At 54.1% G+C, this 19,869-nt stretch carries 17 protein-coding genes and 2 pseudogenes; 10 read left to right on the top strand and 9 right to left on the bottom strand.

Translation table 11 applies throughout. The annotated features are described in order from the left end of the window. Window positions 1–5 precede the first annotated feature (5 nt). The 6 genes and pseudogenes from tagH to EVJ22_RS14335 all read left to right on the top strand — a co-directional run. Window positions 6–782: pseudogene (gene tagH, locus EVJ22_RS14360) on the top strand (teichoic acids export ABC transporter ATP-binding subunit TagH); the annotation flags it as partial. A gap of 161 nt (window positions 783–943) precedes the next feature. Then, on the top strand, window positions 944–2,044 hold the full coding sequence (wecB, locus tag EVJ22_RS14355; protein ID WP_071398117.1) for a non-hydrolyzing UDP-N-acetylglucosamine 2-epimerase: 1,101 nt from the start codon (window positions 944–946) through the stop codon (window positions 2,042–2,044). Between the two features lie 80 nt (window positions 2,045–2,124). Then, window positions 2,125–2,604 (top strand): hypothetical protein, encoded by a 480-nt coding sequence (locus tag EVJ22_RS14350; protein ID WP_131444175.1) that lies wholly within the window; start codon window positions 2,125–2,127, stop codon window positions 2,602–2,604. Between the two features lie 41 nt (window positions 2,605–2,645). Continuing rightward, complete coding sequence (locus EVJ22_RS14345; RefSeq protein ID WP_131444174.1) at window positions 2,646–4,076, top strand: MBOAT family O-acyltransferase; 1,431 nt, start codon at window positions 2,646–2,648, stop codon at window positions 4,074–4,076. A 12-nt stretch (window positions 4,077–4,088) separates the two neighbouring features. Then, window positions 4,089–5,309 carry a DHHW family protein gene (locus EVJ22_RS14340; RefSeq protein WP_131444173.1) on the top strand — a complete coding sequence of 407 codons (1,221 nt, stop codon included), beginning with the start codon at window positions 4,089–4,091 and terminating at the stop codon, window positions 5,307–5,309. A gap of 14 nt (window positions 5,310–5,323) precedes the next feature. Next, the gene (locus EVJ22_RS14335; RefSeq protein ID WP_131444172.1) at window positions 5,324–6,526 is read left to right on the top strand and encodes a glycosyltransferase family 4 protein; all 1,203 of its coding nucleotides are present in this window, start codon (window positions 5,324–5,326) and stop codon (window positions 6,524–6,526) included. A gap of 52 nt (window positions 6,527–6,578) precedes the next feature. On the opposite strand, the gene EVJ22_RS14330 is transcribed toward EVJ22_RS14335, so the two are convergent. Further along, on the bottom strand, window positions 6,579–6,875 hold the full coding sequence (locus tag EVJ22_RS14330) for a hypothetical protein (RefSeq protein ID WP_071398112.1): 297 nt from the start codon (window positions 6,873–6,875) through the stop codon (window positions 6,579–6,581). A 237-nt stretch (window positions 6,876–7,112) separates the two neighbouring features. On the opposite strand from EVJ22_RS14330, the gene EVJ22_RS14325 reads away from it, so the two are divergent. Further along, window positions 7,113–7,616, top strand: a complete 504-nt coding sequence (locus EVJ22_RS14325) for a YdcF family protein (RefSeq protein ID WP_071398111.1) — start codon at window positions 7,113–7,115, stop codon at window positions 7,614–7,616. A gap of 10 nt (window positions 7,617–7,626) precedes the next feature. Here EVJ22_RS14325 and EVJ22_RS14320 read toward each other — a convergent pair whose 3' ends face one another. The 3 genes from EVJ22_RS14320 to EVJ22_RS14310 all read right to left on the bottom strand — a co-directional run bounded on the left by EVJ22_RS14320 (window position 7,627) and on the right by EVJ22_RS14310 (window position 11,073). Then, on the bottom strand, window positions 7,627–9,402 hold the full coding sequence (locus EVJ22_RS14320) for an acyltransferase family protein (protein WP_131444171.1): 1,776 nt from the start codon (window positions 9,400–9,402) through the stop codon (window positions 7,627–7,629). Between the two features lie 172 nt (window positions 9,403–9,574). Then, complete coding sequence (gene chrA / locus EVJ22_RS14315) at window positions 9,575–10,759, bottom strand: chromate efflux transporter (protein WP_131444170.1); 1,185 nt, start codon at window positions 10,757–10,759, stop codon at window positions 9,575–9,577. Window positions 10,760–10,764: 5 nt separating this feature from the next. Beyond that, window positions 10,765–11,073 (bottom strand): PadR family transcriptional regulator, encoded by a 309-nt coding sequence (locus EVJ22_RS14310; protein WP_071398108.1) that lies wholly within the window; start codon window positions 11,071–11,073, stop codon window positions 10,765–10,767. 202 nt (window positions 11,074–11,275) lie between these two features. Here EVJ22_RS14310 and EVJ22_RS14305 point away from each other — a divergent pair, with 202 nt between their 5' ends. Then, window positions 11,276–13,960, top strand: a complete 2,685-nt coding sequence (locus EVJ22_RS14305; RefSeq protein WP_233589733.1) for an HD domain-containing phosphohydrolase — start codon at window positions 11,276–11,278, stop codon at window positions 13,958–13,960. A 39-nt stretch (window positions 13,961–13,999) separates the two neighbouring features. Here the strand turns inward: EVJ22_RS14305 and EVJ22_RS14300 are convergent, their stop codons facing one another. Genes EVJ22_RS14300 through EVJ22_RS14290 form a run of 3 tightly spaced genes read right to left on the bottom strand, consistent with a single transcriptional unit; the run spans window position 14,000 to window position 17,164 of the window. Next, the gene (locus EVJ22_RS14300) at window positions 14,000–15,100 is read right to left on the bottom strand and encodes an ABC transporter permease (RefSeq protein WP_131444169.1); all 1,101 of its coding nucleotides are present in this window, start codon (window positions 15,098–15,100) and stop codon (window positions 14,000–14,002) included. Further along, window positions 15,087–16,226 carry an ABC transporter permease gene (locus tag EVJ22_RS14295; protein ID WP_233589732.1) on the bottom strand — a complete coding sequence of 380 codons (1,140 nt, stop codon included), beginning with the start codon at window positions 16,224–16,226 and terminating at the stop codon, window positions 15,087–15,089. The genes EVJ22_RS14300 and EVJ22_RS14295 overlap by 14 nt, the downstream gene beginning before the upstream one ends. A 5-nt stretch (window positions 16,227–16,231) precedes the next feature. Then, window positions 16,232–17,164, bottom strand: coding sequence for an ABC transporter ATP-binding protein (locus EVJ22_RS14290; protein ID WP_070328545.1), 933 nt, complete (start codon window positions 17,162–17,164; stop codon window positions 16,232–16,234). Between the two features lie 149 nt (window positions 17,165–17,313). Between EVJ22_RS14290 and EVJ22_RS14285 the strand changes: the two genes are divergently transcribed. Then, entirely contained in the window at window positions 17,314–17,712 is a 399-nt protein-coding gene (locus EVJ22_RS14285; RefSeq protein WP_070328546.1) for a hypothetical protein, read from the top strand. A 55-nt stretch (window positions 17,713–17,767) separates the two neighbouring features. Next, the gene (locus EVJ22_RS14280) at window positions 17,768–17,965 is read left to right on the top strand and encodes a CsbD family protein (RefSeq protein ID WP_071398105.1); all 198 of its coding nucleotides are present in this window, start codon (window positions 17,768–17,770) and stop codon (window positions 17,963–17,965) included. A 38-nt stretch (window positions 17,966–18,003) separates the two neighbouring features. Here the strand turns inward: EVJ22_RS14280 and EVJ22_RS14275 are convergent, their stop codons facing one another. Continuing rightward, a complete protein-coding gene (locus EVJ22_RS14275) occupies window positions 18,004–18,927 on the bottom strand; it encodes a CAP domain-containing protein (RefSeq protein ID WP_131444167.1) in 924 nt (307 codons plus the stop codon). A 109-nt stretch (window positions 18,928–19,036) separates the two neighbouring features. After that, a pseudogene (locus EVJ22_RS14270) lies at window positions 19,037–19,735 on the bottom strand (exo-beta-N-acetylmuramidase NamZ family protein); the annotation flags it as partial. Window positions 19,736–19,869 lie beyond the last annotated feature (134 nt).

Raw genomic sequence — 19,869 nt, 5'->3', positions numbered from 1 at the left:
AGGACATTATGTACCAGGTTAAGTTTGAAAATGTCTCGAAACGATATACGTTGTACAATAAACCGATCGACAAGTTGAAAGAGATTTTCTTCAGCAAAGCGGCCGGCAAACAGTTCTACGCACTCCGTAACGTCACCTTCGAAGTGCCGCCCGGTGAAGTCGTCGGGATTATCGGCATCAACGGGTCAGGGAAGTCGACGATGTCGAACTTGCTTGCCGATGTGATGCCGCCGACCCACGGGAAGATCCAGTTGCACGGCAAGACGGCTTTAATTGCAATTTCGTCCGGCTTGAATGGCAACTTGACGGGGCTTGAGAACATCGAGTTAAAAGGGCTCATGCTCGGCATGACAAAACAAGAAATTATTGATTTGACGCCTGCGATCATCGAGTTCGCCGATATAGGTGACTTTATCACGCAACCGGTCAAAACGTACTCGAGCGGGATGAAGTCGCGCCTTGGCTTTGCCATCTCGATCAACGTCAACCCTGATATCCTCGTCATCGATGAGGCGCTTTCGGTCGGTGACCAAACGTTTGCCGACAAGTGCTTGGCCAAGATGAACGAGTTCAAGAAGCAAGGGAAGACGATTTTCTTCATCAGCCACTCGGTCTCGCAAGTCCGCCAATTTTGTTCGCTCGGTCTTTGGCTCGAGTTTGGCGAAGTACGCGAGTACGGACCGGTCAACGAAGTGCTCAGTGAATATAACAAGTTTTTGAAATGGTTCCGCAGCCTCTCTAAAGAGCAGCAGGACAGCTTTAAAGCTGACAAGCTGAAGCGCCGGACGACGGTCGTCAATGAGACCGAACTCGGAGAGACCTACATCTTGCCGGCCCATTCAGAAGAAGTGTTGAAGAATCATCAAGCAGTCTCGATGTCGAGCTGACGAGGTGAATCCGAGAGGAGGAAGCACGTCCGCTTGAGGACCGTGCAAAACGACCTATGAAAAAAGTAATGACTGTATTTGGGACGAGACCGGAAGCCATCAAGATGGCACCGCTCGTATTGGAATTGAAAAAACGTGAAGGCGTTGAACCGATCGTCGTCGTCACGGCGCAGCACCGTCAAATGCTTGACCAAGTGCTCGAACTGTTCGAAATCAAACCGGACTATGACCTCGATATCATGAAAGACAAGCAGACGTTATACGATGTGACGTCACGCGTCCTAAAAGGGATGGGTGAAGTCATCGCCGAGACGAAACCAGATATCGTGCTCGTCCACGGTGACACGACGACGACGTTCGCCGCTTCGCTCGCAGCGTTTTACAACCAAGTCGCGGTCGGCCACGTCGAAGCGGGTCTTCGGACGTACAATAAGTACTCGCCGTTCCCAGAAGAGATGAACCGTCAGTTGACGGGTGTCATGGCTGACTTCCACTTCGCGCCGACAGAGACGTCGAAAGGCAACCTCCTTCGTGAAGGTAAAAATGAAGACACGATCTTCGTCACAGGAAACACGGCTATCGATGCGCTTAAAACGACGGTACGCGACGACTATGCGAACGAGTTGCTCGACTCGATCCGTTCACAAGGTCGCCGCCTCGTCCTTTTGACGGCTCATCGCCGCGAGAACCTCGGCGAGCCGATGCGGAACATGTTCCGTGCCGTCCGTCGCTTGATCGAAAAATATGAGGACATCGAAGTCGTCTATCCGGTTCACATGAACCCGGTCGTCCGTGAACTCGCGAACGAGATATTGCATGACATCGACCGTGTCCATTTAATCGAACCGCTCGACGTGTTTGACTTCCATAACTACGCTTCGGCTTCGTACTTGATCTTGACCGATTCAGGTGGCGTCCAAGAAGAAGCGCCTTCGCTCGGCGTACCTGTCCTCGTCCTTCGGGATACGACAGAACGTCCGGAAGGTGTCGCTGCCGGCACGCTCAAGTTGGCTGGCGTTGAAGAAGAAGTGATCTATTCGCTCGCGGATGAATTGCTCTCGGACGCGACGGCGTATGAGAAAATGTCTAAGGCATCAAACCCTTATGGTGATGGAGAAGCGTCACGACGTATCGTCGATGCGATCCTTGCCAACTGAATAAACAAGTTAAGAGTTGTCTTGTGCGTTGCACAGCAACTCTTTTCTATATCATCATCTCGAGATTTGGAGGAACTGACATGACGTCAACGAAACGGATTCGTCCGGCGATTTATCATTACTACCCACGCGGAACACATAAAGACCATCTCTCGATGCGCGAAGAGGACTATAAAACAGAAGTTACGTTTCTCCCGAAAGCAGAAACGGACTCGATTTACGTTCAACTGTTTGATTTGAAGTTCGAGATCCCGCCGTCTAAGATTTTTTTAACGGATGCTAAAATTGAGCCGGGTGAAGAGATTGGGATTAAGACAGAGATTTTTGTGGAAGGCAATAAAGGGATTGCGTTTGAACTGTACTTTATGCAATATGGGGCTGAAGAGCGGTTGTCTAACAAACGGTTTCGTTTAACGCTTGAGCCGGGGATGAATCAAGTGAGCGAAACAGTGAAGCGGATCGAAGACGCAAAATATTTCAAAATGTCTTATAAATACGTGGTCGAGACGCTCGAACCGGTCACGATTCGCCTAGACGACTTATACGTCACGTTCACCTAAGCTAGGCGTGTCGATTTTTCAGGGAGAAAGGAACAAACAGGATGCTATTCAGTTCCACGGTTTTTTTATTTTACTTCTTACCAGTCGTTTTGTTGCTGTACTTTATATCGCCGCGTTGGATCAAGAATGCGTTGTTGCTTGCCGCTAGTCTGTTCTTCTATGCCTGGGGTGAGCCGCGATTCGTATTAATCATGCTCGCTTCGATTGCGATGAACTACGTCTTCGGCTTGCTCGTTGACAAGTACCGTCATCAAGAGAAACAATTGAAGTGGACGATGGGAGCGATGGTCGCGGGTAACCTCGCCATGCTCGGCGTGTTCAAGTACGCGAGCTTCTTCGTCGAGAACGTCAACACGATTTTTGGCTTCTCATTGAACGACCCGGAGATTCCGCTTCCACTTGGGATTTCATTCTTTACCTTCCAGGCGATGAGTTACGTCATCGACGTCTATCGTCAAGACGGACGGCTGCAACGAAACATTTTTGACTTGGCACTCTACGTCTCGTTCTTCCCGCAGTTGATCGCGGGTCCGATCGTCCGTTACCAGACGGTCGCCGACGAGATTGTCGAACGCCGGGAGACGATCGATGATTTTGTCTCGGGGATTCAACGTTTCGTCATCGGTTTAGGGAAGAAGATGATCCTTGCGAACAGTGCCGGCTATATTGCCGATCAAGTGTTCTCTCAACCGCCAGGGGAGTTGTCAACGACTCTCGCTTGGATTGGGATCATCGCCTACTCACTCCAAATTTACTTTGATTTCTCCGGCTATTCAGATATGGCAATCGGGCTCGGTCGGATGTTCGGTTTTCACTTCCTGGAAAACTTCAACTATCCGTACATCTCGACATCTGTGTCAGAATTTTGGCGCCGGTGGCACATTTCACTCGGTAGTTGGTTCCGCGACTACGTCTATATTCCGCTTGGTGGAAACCGGAAAGGGAGTTTGATGACGTATCGTAACCTGACGATTGTTTGGCTCTTGACCGGTGTCTGGCACGGAGCGAGTTGGACGTTCATCGCTTGGGGTCTCTATTACGGGATCTTCATCATGCTCGAACGGGCGTTTCTTGGCAGATGGCTCGCCGTATGGCCAGCTTGGCTTGCCCGGACGCTCACGCTGTTCATCGTCGTCGTCGGTTGGGTATTCTTCCGTGCCGACAACTTCGAATACGCGATTGACTATCTACAAGTCATGTTCGGCCTGCATGGCGGCGAACTGTTCGACCAGACGGCTTACTTCTATCTCGTCCAATACGGGGTCGTTCTCGTCATTGCGATGATTGCAGCGACACCGTTGCCGAAATATGCCGTCGCATACTTCTTACGTCACGAGACGGACAGCGAACGGACAGTACTTGCGATGAGCGCAGGATTGGCGCGAGTGACATATATCTTGTTCATTTTTGCCGTGTCAATCTCATACGTCGTCTCGAGTACGTTTAACCCGTTTATCTATTTCCGGTTCTAAGGAGGACTGAACATGAAACGCTTGTCATCTACTGAACTTAAACATGCGAAAAAGAGAAAGTTGTCTTGGGTGACAAACAGTATCCTCTTTTTCAGCTTTATCGGTATTTTGTTTTACGGGTTCGCTGTCTTTGCGTTCGGCACAGAAGAGGACACGTCTGATATTGAAGGACGCGCTTTAGAACAGCGTCCTGAGTTTTCGGTCTCGACCTTTTTAGACGGGACCTATATGGAGACGTTCGCATCGTCTGCGAACGACCAAGTCTTCCAACGTGATTTATGGATTGAAGGCCAATCGTGGTTTCAACGTAACGTTCTTCGCCAAGCGATGAACAACGGGGTAATAAACGTCGACGGGATGCTATTGTCACCAGAGACGAATGCGAGTGAATACTCGAGTTTCGGTGAATTTTTAAAGGATTTGAAAGTCGAGATGGATGAAGCGGACATCCCGGTCTACTTCGCCTCGGCTCCGAGTAAGCCGGTCTATGCGACACGGAGAGACCTGTTCCCTCCATACGTCGAGAGCGTAGACGCGGCGAACCGGGACGAGCTCCACCAACGGATTGAAGAAGCGGACATTCCGTTATTTAATCTTGAGGAGCGGCTCGGCGAGTATGAAGGGGAAGACATCTACTTCATGACCGACCACCATTGGCGGGCTGAAGGGGCGTTTAAAGCGTATGAACAAATCATGCGCGATCTCGGTGAGCAGTTTCCGGGCGCGGACGCGCTCAGCTTGAGCGACATGGAGACGAAAACGGTCGACGGCCCGTTCTATGGGTCGAGCGCGCGTGAGATTTCGATCTCGTACGTCGAAGAGCCCGATACGTTCACGTATCTTGAACCAAAAGACGGCTTTTCGACGACGGTCTGCCGAAATGGCGATGACTGCGGGTATGAAGTGTTAGACCGCGACGTCTTGAACAATACGACCGACTTCACGAACTATTACAACTTGTTCATGGGCGACAATTACGCCCAAGCGACGATCACTCAAGAAAACCCTGATAACGATTATCATTTACTCGTCTTGAAAGACTCTTACGCCAACCCGGTACTCGGCTATCTCGGCGAGTCATTCGGGCAAGTCACCGCGCTCGATGTCCGTTATTTCGAGGACTATCCGGTCGATATTACTGACTATGCAAGAGAGAACGATGTCGATGGCATCTTGTTCCTTCATAACGACCGCATCTCAGGGTTAGGTTCGACGTACCAAGAAGGTTTGTAAAAGGAGATGAGTGTATGCGTATCCTAGTCCCCGTCTTCTTTCACGCACCGATGGGCGGGTTGCATCATCATGTGTTAGCGACGACCCGGCATGTGCTGCGAGCCGGGCACGAGGTCACGATCGTCTGTAAGCCGGGACCGTTTGCGGGCAAAGCGCGTAACTTAGGTGCTCGTGTCATCACGACCGATTATCAGACGAATGATGTTCACCGCTTACTCCGACAACTTATCAAGGAACCGTTCGACTTCGTCTATGCCCACCCGTTCGATTCGAGGCAAATCGGGCTCGCCGTCGCCGAGGTCCAACACATCCCGTTCGTGCTCGTCATTCACGGGATGTATGACGACGACTTGCCTTACTATATCGATCAGACGAGTCATGTCATCGTGGTGGCGGAAGCGATCGCGAAATATTTGATTGAACGGTGCGCGAGCGTTCACGATAAAATGACGGTGCTCATGAACGGTGTCGATGAAAGCTATACGATAACGCCGCAACCGATGCCCCGTGACCGGATTCGCGCCACGTTCGTATCCCGAATGGACGCGGATATGGTATTTCCGTTAGACGTACTCTTAGACGGGGTCGGCGATGAGCGGATACAGGACGTGCCAATCGATTGGACGTTTGTCGGAACAGGGACGCAACGGGAAAAATATGAGGCGCGGTTTGATGACGAGCTCGAGGGGACAAATCAGTCGATTCATTGGGCCGGTTGGTTGGAGTCAGATGAAGTGGCGGACAGGATGCGTCAATCCGACTTCGTCGTCGCTCCGAGCCGGGCAGCGATCGAGAGCTTAGCGCTCGGTCGACCGACTATCGCGGCCGGCAGCAAAGGCTATCACGGTCTCATTACAGAAGACACATGGGTAGACGCGGAAGCGACGAACTACGGCGGCATCGGTACCCGTCATGCATCATATCGACGAGGTGCGCTCGGCGACGAGGTGCTCAAACTTCTAGACGTCGAGTTCCGTCATCGCACCGCAGCCTTTAGCGCCTCGCTCGCGAAACGTTATGAAGACGAAGTGATTCAAGAGTGCCTGATGTCATTATTCGACCGTGTCGTCAAAGAAGGGCCGCGTCCGTCCCCAATCGATTATGCGGCCGCGCGGTATGAACAGTTGCACCTTCATCGGGCCAACGCCTTACTGGCAAGACGATTGTCGGCCCGAGACGAGAAGCTGAAACAGCTGCGCAACGATATAGAAGAATGATAAAAAGGTGTACTGTTTCGATTAACCGAAACAGTACACCTTTCTTTATTGATTACGCCCCATGAGGAGTAAGACGAGACGGTCCGAGCGAAGACAAGTAGCGAATCGCTGCCCGCAAACAAGTCAACTGTTCATCGTACGTTTGGTTCACGTGGTAACAGGAAGAGGGGAGCGTGAGTGAATCGAATTGACCCGTGTGCTGTAAGCCATCATGGTTGTCCCACAATTTTGTAGGATAAATCACGAATTTGTAAAGTGAGTCGTCAATCCCGACCACTTCAATCTCAGCAAACAGCTGAGTATCTCGTTTATACAAAAAGCGAGTCGATCCGAATCGTTCATGCTCCATGATAACATCCCATATCCTTCCTTAATAAACCTTATTATTTTCATTATAGACTATAAAATGGGTTTTTTAAAACCTCATTTTTCATATAATGGCAATGATTTCGACGTATCTAATAAGGTGACTCAGGTTAATATGTTGGAAACGAAGCATCTATTTCTTTCTGATGGATTAGACTATCGTAATCCGATTCGTGCTAAGTAGGATGATACAATGAGAGGTGAGAGGCAGGTGACCCCTATGCGACGACATCAGGCGGACGGTACGTATCGGTACGTCCTCATCTTAGGGGCGAAAGTGAACGGGACGGCACCGTCACGGGCGCTCCGAAACCGAATCGACGTGGCGGCTACATACGCGCACCAATATCCGCACGTCAAACTAATCGCTTCCGGCGGGCAAGGTCCGGACGAAGGGATGGCCGAGGGACGCGTCATTGCCCGGGAATTGATCGACCGCGGCATCGACCCGAAACGAATTCACGTCGAAGCCGAATCGACGTCGACGTACGAGAACTTTTTATTCAGCCGCGACGTATGGGCAGGCGAGACGGGACTGACGGTCGTGACGAACGACTTCCATGTGCGCCGGGCCCGGCTCGTCGGGAGGCTCTACTTCGGGCTCGTGACGGACGCGCTCTATGCACCGACGCCGGCTGCGGCGAAAGCGAAGTATGTCATCCGCGAACAGCTCGCCTATATCAAGCTGTTCATCAACTATATGCGCTGGAAGTGGCGCCCATGAAAACAAGGACTTAGCGGTTGCTAAGTCCTTGTTCGTCGTGACAGCCGATTTCTTCAGATAACAACTTCCCGAACGCCTCGGCGCCATCGATGTTCAAATGGACGCCATCGCTCTCGAAATAGTCGCCTTTATCAGCGGATACTTCATGCCAGTCAATGAGCGTGACGAAATCGTGCAGTTCGCTCGCGCGCTTGAGCTTTTCGTTCACTTCGCGTTCCCATGGGCGCGGGACATGCGTATTGATGACGTACACTTGATCGGCTGATTCAAACATACCGATCAACGTGTCAAGCTGTTCCATCTTGAAAGCTCCGTTCGTGCCGAGGTGGAGGAAAACGACATGGCCGGGGGCATCGAATTCACGATAGCCCTCGGCGACATCTTGCGCGTCATGGACTTGGCGACCGACTTCGGCGTCGATTGTCATGTTCGGGAACGTGGTACCGAGATACTCGTTCAAGCCGAGCAAGACCGAGTCGCCGATGGCAAGGGCTTGCGGACACGACTCGACCGGCCGTTCGGCCGTCGTTTCTTTTGGCTTCGGCTTCGGTGCTTTGACGACCGGGAGCTCGTGTTGCCGGTCCGAGTTATCCGTGAACGCGAGGATCGTCAAATTCCCGACAAGGACGAATGACAAGACCGTTGCGATTGTGATCGCGAACAGTCGAGCCGGTTTGATGTTGCGAGTCGGGATCAGGTTGCGGATGACATGGCGGAACCCGTTACGGCGAATCGGCGTCTCGATGTAGCGGTAAGACACTTCAGCGATGAGCAGCGTGACCATGACTTGACCGAGTGCGAGAAGGGGATTGAACGAACTGATCCGCTCAAGCGGGGTCGTCAAGATGATGACCGGGTAGTGCCATAAATAGATGCCGTACGTCCGTGTCCCGATCAATCGAAGCCAAGCGCTTCCAAACAGACGGGACCAGAGCGTCGACGGATGGGCCGTCGCGGCGATCAACACACCTGACGCCACGGCGACGAGCAAGAAACCTCCATAATAGAGGAACGCATCATAAGCGTTCGCTGTCATCATGACTGTGACAAGCGTTATGAGCGCTCCGGCACCACCGACGTTCAAAATACGAAGGCCTAGCGCTGGCATCTCGCGCTTGAACGCATCCGGACGCCAACCGAACGCGAGCAACGCCCCGATGAGGAGCGCGAACAGGCGCGTGTCGGTACCGTAATAGACACGGCTCGGGTCGGTCCCGGGTGTGAAGCTGATCGCCATCCAAACGGTGGAGGCGAGTAAAACGATGCCAGTGAGCTGGAGGAAACGCTTCTTCACGGTCAGCCCAAAGATCAACAGCAGCGGCCAGACCAGGTAGAACTGCTCCTCGATCGAGAGCGACCACAGGTTTTGGAGTGGTGACGGCTTGCCAAAACTCTCAAAGTACGAGACGTCGTGGAAGATATACCACCAGTTGTTCACGTAGGCTAGCGCGGCTAGTGTGTCTTGGCGCACCGTATCAAGCAGTCCGCGCTCGAACAACGTGACGTACGCCATGACGACCGAGAGCATAAAGACGAGCGCCGGCAATAGGCGCCGGAACCGGGCGATATAAAACCGTTTCAAATTGATCCGTCCGTGTTTTGCTTGCTCGCGAAGCAAGATGCCGGTGATCAAATAACCGGACAGGACGAAGAATAAGTCGACGCCGAGGAAGCCGCCGGGTATGTATGGTGCGTTCAAATGAAAGAGTATGACTGCAAAAACGGCGAACGTGCGCAGGCCGTCGAGACCCGGCATATACGTTGCTTTATGGTGTAAGGGCTGCATGACCCCACTTCCTTTCTCAAATCCAAGCGGAACGTTTCCCTCATTTGTAAAGGGACCTATACTCCAGTATAGCGAGTGCCAGACTAGAAAAAGTTTCAAATGATTAACATTTTAGCTTCCGAAGTGGAGAATAACAGGGAACGAAAAAAGGGACACGAAGTCCCTAGTCCCGTTACAACATTCCGATAATCGTCCCGCCGATAACGCCAGCGATGACGAGTGCCCAAGGCGGCAGTTTCCAATAGGCGATCATGACGAACAAGAGGGCGGCGAAGACAAAGTCGACGGCGCCGTTCACCGTGCTCGTGAAGATCGGCTGATAGAACGCGGCGATCAAAATTCCGACGACGGCCGCATTGACACCGATCAACGCACCGGCCACTTTTGGATTGCGCCGGAGTGCATCCCAAAACGGCAACGCCCCGAGGATGAGCAGGAACGCCGGCAAGAAGATGGCGAACGTCGCGAGCAGTCCTCCCGGGACACCGTTGATGACGGTCCCGAGGTACGACGCGAACGTGAACAGCGGACCTGGTACGGCTTGGGCCGCCCCGTAGCCGGCGAGGAATGCCTCTTCGCTCAAGAATCCGGCCGGTACGAGCTCGCGCTCGAGGAGCGGCAAGACGACGTGACCACCACCGAAGACGAGGGCACCGGCCCGGTAAAAGCTGTCGAACATGGCGAGCGACTGGCTTTCGATCGCCTCGCGCAAGAGTGGCAAGATGACGAGCAAGGCACCGAACAGACCGAGCAGCGTTGCCCCGAGCCGTTTCGAGAGCGGGAACGTCGCCGACTTGACGTCGAGGTGTTGCGGCTTGAACAGCAAGAACCCGGCGAGCGCGGCCAAGACGATGACGAGCACTTGGCTATACGTCGTCTGCCAGAGGAGCACACCGGCGAGCGCGAAGAAGGCGATGGTCCGCGTCTTAGCGTCCGGTGTCAGCTTGCCGGCCATACCGAGAATGGCGTGGGCGACGATGGCGACGGCGACGACTTTCAAGCCGTACAGCCAGCCCGCGTCGGAGACGTCGAGTCCTGAGACTAAAAGGGCGAACAAGATGAGGGCGATGACGGACGGTGCCGTGAAGCCGATGAACGAGGTGATACCGCCGAGGATACCGCCACGGACGATGCCGATGCCGATCCCGACTTGACTGCTCGCAGGGCCAGGTAAAAACTGACAGAGGGCGACGAGGTCGGCATATGCGCGCTCGTCCATCCATTTCCGGCGCCTTACGTATTCCTCGTGGAAGTAGCCGAGGTGGGCGACCGGTCCGCCGAACGACGTCAAGCCGAGCCGGGTCGATACGAATAAAATCTCCAGTAACGTCTTGAACGTCACACGTTGATTGGCCATTGGTTTCACTCCTTGATCTCTTTGAATAGTTCGTACGCTTTTTGACGGGCTTCGGCCAAGACGACGAGCCCTTTTTCGGTCGTCGTATAGTTCTTGCGGATATGACCGTCGACCAACTCGTTCGTCCGCGCGAGCAGGCCGTCTTGTTCCATGCCGTGCAGGATCGGATAGAGCGTCCCGGCACTGATCGCGTAACCGTGCTCGCGTAGCTCTTCGACCATCCACGCCCCATAAACGGGATGTTCGGACGCATGGTGCAAGATGTGGATATGAATAAAACCAAGAAACAGCTTACGAAGGACGCGGTCTTCCACTTGCTTCATCTCCTTGGAATCGATTTTCGATATCGGGTTTCGTAATCATACTAACAACGAGGAGCGAACCGTGCAACCTGTGAGGTGGGATTTACAGAAACTTAATGTGTGCACATCGGGAGGAATCGATTCGGAAAATATAGGGAATTCATCGAAAATGAGGTAAACTAAAATGTAGAAAAACAGCGTAGGAGGAAATGACGTGACAGAACGAGACAGCACCCATTACAGATCTTTGTTGCGCCATATGCCCCAAGGCTACGTCGAATTCAAAGTCATCTTCGACGGTGCCGGGGAGCCGGTCGATTATGAGTTTGTCGAAGTGAACGAAGCGTTCGAAAAGATGATGAAGGCGAAGCGAAAGCAGTTTCTCGGCGGACGCATCACCGAGCAGTTGAAAGACTTTGAATACAGCGAACGCGAATGGATCGTTCAAGTCGCGCGAGCGGTGAACAACGGGGAGACGATCAAGTTCGAACATTTCTCGCGCCGGAACAAGTCGTGGTATGAACTGTCGGTCTTCAGCGAACGGCCAGGTCACGTCTCGACCTTGTTCCATGACATCACCCCGCACGTCCAAGAGAACAACGCCTTGAAGCAACTCGTCAACGTGTCGCATCGCTTCGTCGCCACGGGCCGGGAACTGTTGATGAACCAACATTTCCTCGACCAGATCCGGGACTTCACCGGTGCGAAAGCGGTGACGCTCAACTTGATGAATGACGATGGACAAACGTACTCGACGGTCGCGATCTCTGGAATCGACGAGCTGCTCGAACGCAGCTTGGATGTCCTCGGCTTCCACCCGGTCGGCAAGAAATGGCCGATGAGCCGGAAACGCATCGAGCTGTTGGAGTTGCCGAGTCCGATCATCTTGGACGAGATCGAACCACTCATGGACGGGGTGTTGCCGAAACGGCTCGTCAAAAACATTTTACGCATCTTCGACCTCGGGCAAGTCATCTTGTTCAAGATTGAAAAAGACGGCGTCTTTTATGGTGATTTGACGATTGTCATGCAAGGGAAGAAGCGGGCCGATCGTCTCGGTCTCGTCGAGCTGTACATCGTCCATATCCTCGAACAGATGACGAAAGTCGACCGTCAAGTCGGTGAGGCGAAAGAATCGATGTTTGAAGGGTTCGCCACCGTCGACCTCGAGTGCATCATGTCATTGACGACGCGAGACGTACTGCATTTGAATAAGGCGTGGGAGCGTGTACTCGGCTTCCCAATCGAGTCACTCGAGAACATGGACTTCATCGGGCTCGTCCATCCTGACGATCAGGTGAAGACCGAAGCGGCCTTTAGTGAGCTCGATACGGCGCGTGAACTGTTCCGGTTCGTCAACCGCTTCCGGACGATCGATGGAGATTACCGCTCGATTGAATGGCATTGCAAAGTCCAAGGCAACTACATCTACGCCGTCGCCAAGGACGTGACCGAACGCGTCCAGCTCGAAGAGGAACTCGCCGAGCGCGACCGTCTGCTGACAAAATTGTCCGACCAGGTCCCTGGCGCCATCTACCAGTTCGAGCTCCGGCCGGACGGTTCGTTCTACTTCCCGTTCTTCAGCCGTGGTTTTGAAGTGTTGACCGGGGTCACGGCGGACGAGGTGAAACGGGATGCGAATCTCGTCTTCTCAAAAATCCATCCGGACGATTATCCGCAAGTGATGGCGAGCATCCAAGAGTCATATCGCAGCTTGACGATTTGGGACGCCGAGTTCCGGGTGTATGCGCCGGACGGGCGGACGAAGTGGATCCTCGGGTCGTCCCGTCCCGAGAAGCTCGCCGAGGGGCACGTGCTTTGGCACGGCTACATCGGGGACGTGACCGAGAAGAAGACGTACGAGATGGAAATCGAGTATTTGAGCTATCACGACCAGTTGACCGGGGTGAAAAACCGCCGCTACTTCGACGAGGCGCTCGTCACGTTCGACGAGCCGGGCTATTACCCGCTCGCCCTCATCGTCGTCGACATCAACGGCCTGAAACTGACGAATGACGCGTTCGGCCACTTGGTCGGAGACCGTCTCTTGATTGAAGCGACGAATATTTTGAAGCGTGAAATCAGTGGTGTCGATACGGTCGCCCGGATCGGCGGTGACGAATTCGTGATCATCTTGCCGAATACGTCGTTATCTGATGCGCAGCAGTTGTCCAATCGATTGAGCCGTTTATTCCTTGAAAAATCGATTGAAGGGTTGCCGATCTCGGCATCGTTCGGAGAAGCGGTCAAAACCGACGGCGCACTGTCGATCATGGACGTGTTCAATTTGGCTGAAGACCAGATGTACCATCATAAAGTGTCCGAGAAGCAGAGCCGCCGCCACTCTTCGATTCAATTGATCATGCGGACGTTGTATGAGAAAATCCCGCGCGAAGAGGCGCACTCGCAGCGTGTCGCCGAGCTATCCGGTCAGCTTGGCGAGGCGATGAACTTGACGAGCAGTGACGTGAACGAGTTGAAGACGGCCGCCATCTTGCACGATATCGGCAAGGTCGCGATCAGCAATGAGATTCTCGACAAAACGGGTGCTTTGACCGAAGCCGAGTGGCGCGAGATCAAACGTCATCCCGAGGTGAGCTACAATATTTTGAGCACTGTCCCTGAGTACGGGACGCTGTCAGAGATTGTGCTGGCGCACCATGAACGTTGGGACGGGAACGGTTATCCAAACGGCATAAGCGGATTTGATATTCCGCTCGCCTCCCGGATCATCGCGCTCGCCGACACGTTCGACGTCATGATGACGGGCCGACCGTACCGCCAAGCGAAGACGCTCGCCGAGGCGCTCGCCGTCATCGAACAAGAGGCAGGTCGTCAGTTCGACCCTGTGCTCGTCGAGGTGTTCTTCCAAAAGATTGTTCCGACGTTACAACGCTAAAAGGCGAGACGCTCTGATGAGTGTCTCGCCTTTTTTGTGTCATGTGAGCGGTCGTTTTTTCAACGCGAAGACGGTCGCCGCGAACACGATGAGCGCCATACCGACCATGACGAGGACAGACAGCGTTGGGAACCGATCGTCATACATGTCGGCGACCCCGCTGTTGAACCAATAGGTCGGCAAGAAGCGTCCGACGAGCTGGAGCGACTCCGGGAGCCACGTCAAGCTGATAAAGGCGCCCCCGGTGATGGCGGCTGCCATCGTGACCGACGTCTGCCAAATGTTCGCCTTGTCCCGATTCGTCGCGAGGACCGCGATGAGTGAACCGATTGCGAGACAGACGAACAAATAGACGGTGAACAACAACGTGAGCACGGGCAGGTGAGCGATGATGTCTTGCCGATAGAGGACGGCGCTAAAGACGAGCAGCATGAGCACGTAGATGAGCCCGACGGCACAAAATGATAAAAACAGCGACCCGACGTAGCGGCGCGGCGTGACCGGTGCCGCGAACAAGCGCGAGTAGATCAATTCATCCCGGTCGTCGGCGACAAAAAGCGGAATGAACTGGAGGAACGCCGACATCATGACGAACGACAACAATCCGAGGAACGCCTGTGTCCGCGCGGTCGTGCCGACACTTTCTTGGAACGGCTCGCTCGAGAGCGTGTAACCGTTCATTGTCTCCGCTTCCGCCAACTCGAGGAATCGCCCTTCGTTAAACTCGCTCGCGACGAGTAGTTGCCGTTCGCGGGAAAGATGGGAGTTGAGCGCCTGTTCGATCAAGGCGGCGTCACTCCCTTCGGTCGCGCTGAACGAGAGCCGCGGAATGTCGCCGGCGAACAAGTCTTCCGTAAAACCGTCCGGGATCGTTAAGACGATATCTTGTCCTTCGAGCAGCGCCTCGTCGGCCTCGTCCGTCTCAAGCGGTGTCACCGAACCGAACCGGCCCGCCTCTTCGATGACCCGGCCCGACAACGAGCCGCCGTCACGGTCGAGAATACCGATCGAGACGTTCAAAGCAGACGTCGAGTTGAGGAACGACAGGACGAGGGCGAATCCGAACACGGATACGAACGTGAACACCCATAACCCTTTTCTTCGGAGCATCCGTTTGGCGACGTGTCTAAACAAGACCACGGAGGCTCACTCCTTTCCACAACAGCAGGCTGATCACGGTGAAGACAGTGACGTGCAGGGCGAGCCAACCGAGACCTTGCCAAAACAAGGTGACGTCCCCGCCCCGGAGCAGCACTTGGAGGATGCCGTCGCGCATAAAGATCGGCATGAACACGTACTTCGCCCACGGTGCGACGCTCAGCGTCACTTGGTCGAATCCAGGCACGTAGCCCCCGGAGAGGATCATGATGATGGCGACGCTACCGTTGACGATCGCGTCTTTCGTACTTCGCGTGACGCGAGGCAGACTAGCGATTATAAATCCGAACGCAGTGCCGTAAAGGGCGAGCGCGGTCCAGGCGAGAAACAACAGTCCGAAGTGGACGTAGTCGAGCGAGAAGCTTCGGTAGACGAAGTGGCTGAACCAAAAGACGAGCACGAGCTGCAGGAAGATGAGCACGTAACGGCTGAACGTGCGGGCGAGCCGGTAGTCGATTGTCTTGACCGGAGCGGCCTGGATCCGGAGATAGCTGCCTTTCATCGGCTGTTCCTCACTGAGCATGCCCGTGATATAGAAAGCGCCGAACAAGGCGGTCATGATCGAAATCGTGACCGTGAAGTATTCGAGCGAGGTCGGGGTGCGGCCCGACAAGTCGACGCTCTCGCTGTCGATGAACGTCTCCGGCTCGAACGGGACGGCGACGCCTGACTCGGCGAGCATGATCTGTTGATTGGCGACGTCGGTATATTGCCGGATGACCGCCTCGAGCACATCGAACTCGATCGTCGTCGGTTCTTCATACAAGAGACGCACGTTTGACCCGTCGAGGTGCAAGATGACGTCGGCATCGCCGTCGTTGACGCCACGTTCGGCAGCGGCGACGCTGTCGTACGGGACGAGGTTGACGAACGCCTTGATGTCATCGTCGGCTAGGAACGTCTCGAGCGGGACGCGATAGTCGTCGGTCGACTGCTCGACATAAGCGACGTCTGTGACCGGGAGTGAGAAGTCGTTACTGAAAATGGCAGACAGCATCGTGCCGAGCCCGAAAATGAGAATGATCGGGAACAGCAACATCCAAAACAAGGTCGAGCGGTCGCGCAGTTGTTGTTTGACATCGTATTTGATGAACGTCCACGTCTTCATGACCGTCACTCCCTTAGCGTCTTGCCGGTCAAGGCCAGGAAGACGGTATTCAAGGACGGGCGGTCGACAGTGATCGACGTGAAGCGGACCTTCGCGTCGTGGAGCACGTCGAGGAGCGGGGCGAGCGGCGTGTCTTTCTCGAGCGACACCTCGATGTACGGCTCATGATACTCGACTTTCTTTACTTGACTAAGTGCGCCGAGCCGTTCGATGAGCCCGGGCGTCAAGGCATCGACTTTGATGCGGGCCGTCTCGAGCGTCATGACTTGGTCTTTCAACTCGTCTTGCGTCCCTTCGGCGATGATCTTTCCTTCGTCGACGATGGCGACGCGGTCGCACAGCATCTCGACTTCCTCCATGTAATGGGACGTATAGATGATCGTCGCCCCGCGCCGGTTCAACTCACGGATGTTCTCGAGAATCGTGTTCCGCGACTGCGGGTCGATGGCGACGGTCGGTTCGTCCATAAAGATGAGCTCCGGTTCATGGACGATGCCGCAGGCGATATTTAAACGACGCAGTAGCCCTCCGGACAGTTCCGGCGGACGTTTCTTTTGGTGAGCGGTCAGCTCGACGAAGTCGAGGGCGGCCTCGGTCTTTTGTTTCGCCTCGGCCGGCTTGAAGCCATAAAGTTCGGCGAAAAATTGGATGTTCTCGAACACGGTCAGCTGGTCATAGACGGAGACGTGCTGCGGGACGATGCCGACGCGTTGCTTGATCGCCTGTTCGTCTTTCGGCATGACGCGGTCAAAGATACGGATCGTACCACTGTCGGCAGGATATAGGTTGAGCATGACGGAGATGGCGGTCGTCTTGCCGGCCCCGTTCGGACCGAGCAGACCGAACAGTTCGCCTGCTTCGACGTGGAGCGAGAAGTCGTTCAAGGCGATCGTTTCCCCGAAACGCTTCGTGACATGGTCGAGTGCGATGATGGACACGTGGACGCAACCCCTTTCAGATGGACGGACAGAAAAAGAGCATACAGAGATTTGTTCCCGTTTGCAGGGATTTTGAACGTGATGACGAATCAATTTATTATAGTCCGATTATTCAGACAATTATAAACAGAGGGAAGTAGGGATTGAGTATGAAAGGGTGGCAGTTCAACAAAGGGGAAGCGGGCGAAAAATTTCCTGACGAGATGGCGTGGGCGTTGTTTTGCACGGTCGAGCCGAAACGGATGGATGCGACGCTCCCGTTTTATTATGACGAGTCGGTGTTCCGCTTCACGAACGGGAAAGAGTCGTTCTATTTTAAAGTCTCCCCAAGCTACCACGAGTTCGAGGTGAACGTCAAAGGCGAGACGGGCGAACTGCTCTACTATCAACTGCTCCGCACCGTCAGTAAAGTCGAAGTGCTCGAAGACCGACGCGATCACGGGGAGCTTTTAATCGTCATGACCGAGGACCGGACCCGGACCGTGACGACGATCGAGCTGACCGTCCGACCGCGGTTTCGTGTGCTCGTCAAAGAGCACTATGTTTGAGTTTTCTTCAGAGTGGTACATTGTTTAGACACGATACCACGAGGAGGAGATTCATATGAAAGACGGACTAAACAAAAAAGTCGACGGTTTCATCGATAAAGCGGCCGGAAAAGCGAAAGAAGCAGTCGGCAAATCGTCGGACAATCAGTCGCTCAAACGTGAAGGCCAAAAAGACCAAGTGAAGGGCACGGCAAAAGAGAAGACGGGCCAAGCCCAGCAAAATCTCGAAAGCCTGAAAGACGAGCGCCGCTAATCAAAATGGAGGACCGCCATGGGGCGATCCTCCATTTTTCATTTCGTCAAAAACACTTGGACGTGAATCGTCGATCCTTGTTCGTTTTTCGCTGTGCCGACCCCGAGATGCGTGAAGCGGCCGTTCAAGATGTTGGCGCGGTGCCCGCTCGAGTTCATCCATGCATCGACGGCTTGTCCAGGATCGCTCGAACCCATATAGATGTTCTCGCCCCAGCCGCGGTAGCTGACGTTGTAGGCGTCGAGCGTGTCACCCGGGCTGCCGTTCTCACGGAGTTGGTGCGAGAACTGACCGGTGCGTGCCATCTCATCGGCCCGGGCTTGAGCGACGCGGTTCGCTTCGCTCGAGGCGGCGAGCGTTGCCAGACCGGCCGCTTGGCGTTCTTTGTTCGTCTCGGACAAGACGCCGCTCGCAGGAGCGGTGAATGTGACGTGTTTCGCCAAAATGTAACCGGTCTTCGTGCCGATGTTCACTTTATACCAACGCGTCGTGCCGGTATAACGGTACGAGCTCGTCTCGAGCTTCATGTCTTTTCGAAGGAACACGACGTTCGACGAGGTCGTGAGCGGGCGCGACTTCAAGTAGACGCTCGACGGGGCGACGTAAGCTGTTTTCTTGAAGGCGATTTCCGCCGTTGACAGTTTGACGTAAGCGGCAGGGACGTAAGCGACGCCAGCCCCCCATTGAATTTTGTACCACTTTGAACCACCGACGGTAAACGACGTCCGGACGGTCATCGTGCCGTAGCGGACAATCTTACCTAAACTTGTCGCCGATTTTGACGGTGTCTTCCGGACGTTGAGTTGACTGATGCCCGTGACAGAACCTTTCGTATTAATAGCTGTTTCTGTATACGCCGCTTGGACGGTGGCCTGTTCGAGCGGGAGTGAAGCTGTCGACGGGCTGAACGTGAGCGCCACGGCGAGTGCGCTTGATACGAGGATGGCAGTTGGTTTTTTCAAGAGGGAAGTCTCCTTTTTTAGTGATCTACCTTCATAATATATCGAAAAGGTGAATATTGGTTTTACCATTGTGTTACAAAAGGCAGACTCGGTTGAGCCTGCCTTCGTTTTACTTATAGAGGAGATAGTTTTTACGGATCGGTAAGAACGCGTCGCGCTCGGCTTCGACTTTATCCATGATCGATTCAAGCGACTCCCCATCGAGGATCATGTCCTTCACGTAGGTGTTACCGGTCAGCTTCGTGATGAAGTCGTTCGCGAGGAACTCGAAGTCGTCCGGGTACAAGTCGTGCGCCACTTTCAACATGGCGATGCCGGTCTTGACCGCTTTGAACTTCGTCGGTTCGGTGACGTACACTTCGACGCCGTGCGACAGCTTGCCCGCATTCTTCGAGAACGTCGGTGTGAACGAGGCGGCGCGGAACGTGACACCTGAAAGGTCGAGCGCGTTCAGCGTCTTAGCGTACTCGTGCGCGTTGATGTACGGGGCGCCGATCAATTCGAACGGTTTCGTCGTGCCGCGCCCTTCGGACAGGTTCGTCCCTTCGAACAGTCCGGTCGCCGGATAGACGTTGACCGTGTCGGTCGTCGGCATGTTCGGTGACGGCATGACGAACGGGAGGCCTGTATCTTCGTACAGCATCGAGCGTTTCCAGCCTTTCATCTTGACGACTTCGAGGTCGGCTTGAAGTTGGTATTCACGGTTGAACAGACGAGCGAGTTCGCCGACGGTCATGCCGTGTTTGAGCGGGATCGGGTACAGGCCGATGAAGCTTGAATAGGCCGGATCGAGCACCGGTCCTTCGACACGGAGGTGGATAGGCTACACTCAATTGGACATAAAAGTAGAGGTCGATTAGACTGAAACAAATTATCCATACGAGGAGAACATCAGATATGCCAAAAAGAGCGCACCGCACCTATACAGATGAATTCAAAGCA

Origin of the sequence: Exiguobacterium sp. SH0S7 (assembly GCF_004337195.1) — a bacterium.
Lineage (GTDB): Bacteria > Bacillota > Bacilli > Exiguobacteriales > Exiguobacteriaceae > Exiguobacterium > Exiguobacterium aurantiacum_A.
The sequence above is the reverse complement of the archived record's forward strand: the minus strand, read 5'-3'. Positions and strand labels throughout refer to the sequence as shown.

Bases quoted from the DNA above. Each gene is read 5' to 3' on its own strand.
- wecB (WP_071398117.1), top strand. From the start codon at position 944: ATGAAAAAAGTAATGACTGTATTTGGGACGAGACCGGAAGCCATCAAG.
- EVJ22_RS14350 (WP_131444175.1), top strand. From the start codon at position 2,125: ATGACGTCAACGAAACGGATTCGTCCGGCGATTTATCATTACTACCCA.
- EVJ22_RS14345 (WP_131444174.1), top strand. From the start codon at position 2,646: ATGCTATTCAGTTCCACGGTTTTTTTATTTTACTTCTTACCAGTCGTT.
- EVJ22_RS14340 (WP_131444173.1), top strand. From the start codon at position 4,089: ATGAAACGCTTGTCATCTACTGAACTTAAACATGCGAAAAAGAGAAAG.
- EVJ22_RS14335 (WP_131444172.1), top strand. From the start codon at position 5,324: ATGCGTATCCTAGTCCCCGTCTTCTTTCACGCACCGATGGGCGGGTTG.
- EVJ22_RS14330 (WP_071398112.1), bottom strand. From the start codon at position 6,875: ATGGAGCATGAACGATTCGGATCGACTCGCTTTTTGTATAAACGAGAT.
- EVJ22_RS14325 (WP_071398111.1), top strand. From the start codon at position 7,113: ATGCGACGACATCAGGCGGACGGTACGTATCGGTACGTCCTCATCTTA.
- EVJ22_RS14320 (WP_131444171.1), bottom strand. From the start codon at position 9,402: ATGCAGCCCTTACACCATAAAGCAACGTATATGCCGGGTCTCGACGGC.
- chrA (WP_131444170.1), bottom strand. From the start codon at position 10,759: ATGGCCAATCAACGTGTGACGTTCAAGACGTTACTGGAGATTTTATTC.
- EVJ22_RS14295 (WP_233589732.1), bottom strand. From the start codon at position 16,226: ATGAAGACGTGGACGTTCATCAAATACGATGTCAAACAACAACTGCGC.
- EVJ22_RS14285 (WP_070328546.1), top strand. From the start codon at position 17,314: ATGAAAGGGTGGCAGTTCAACAAAGGGGAAGCGGGCGAAAAATTTCCT.
- EVJ22_RS14280 (WP_071398105.1), top strand. From the start codon at position 17,768: ATGAAAGACGGACTAAACAAAAAAGTCGACGGTTTCATCGATAAAGCG.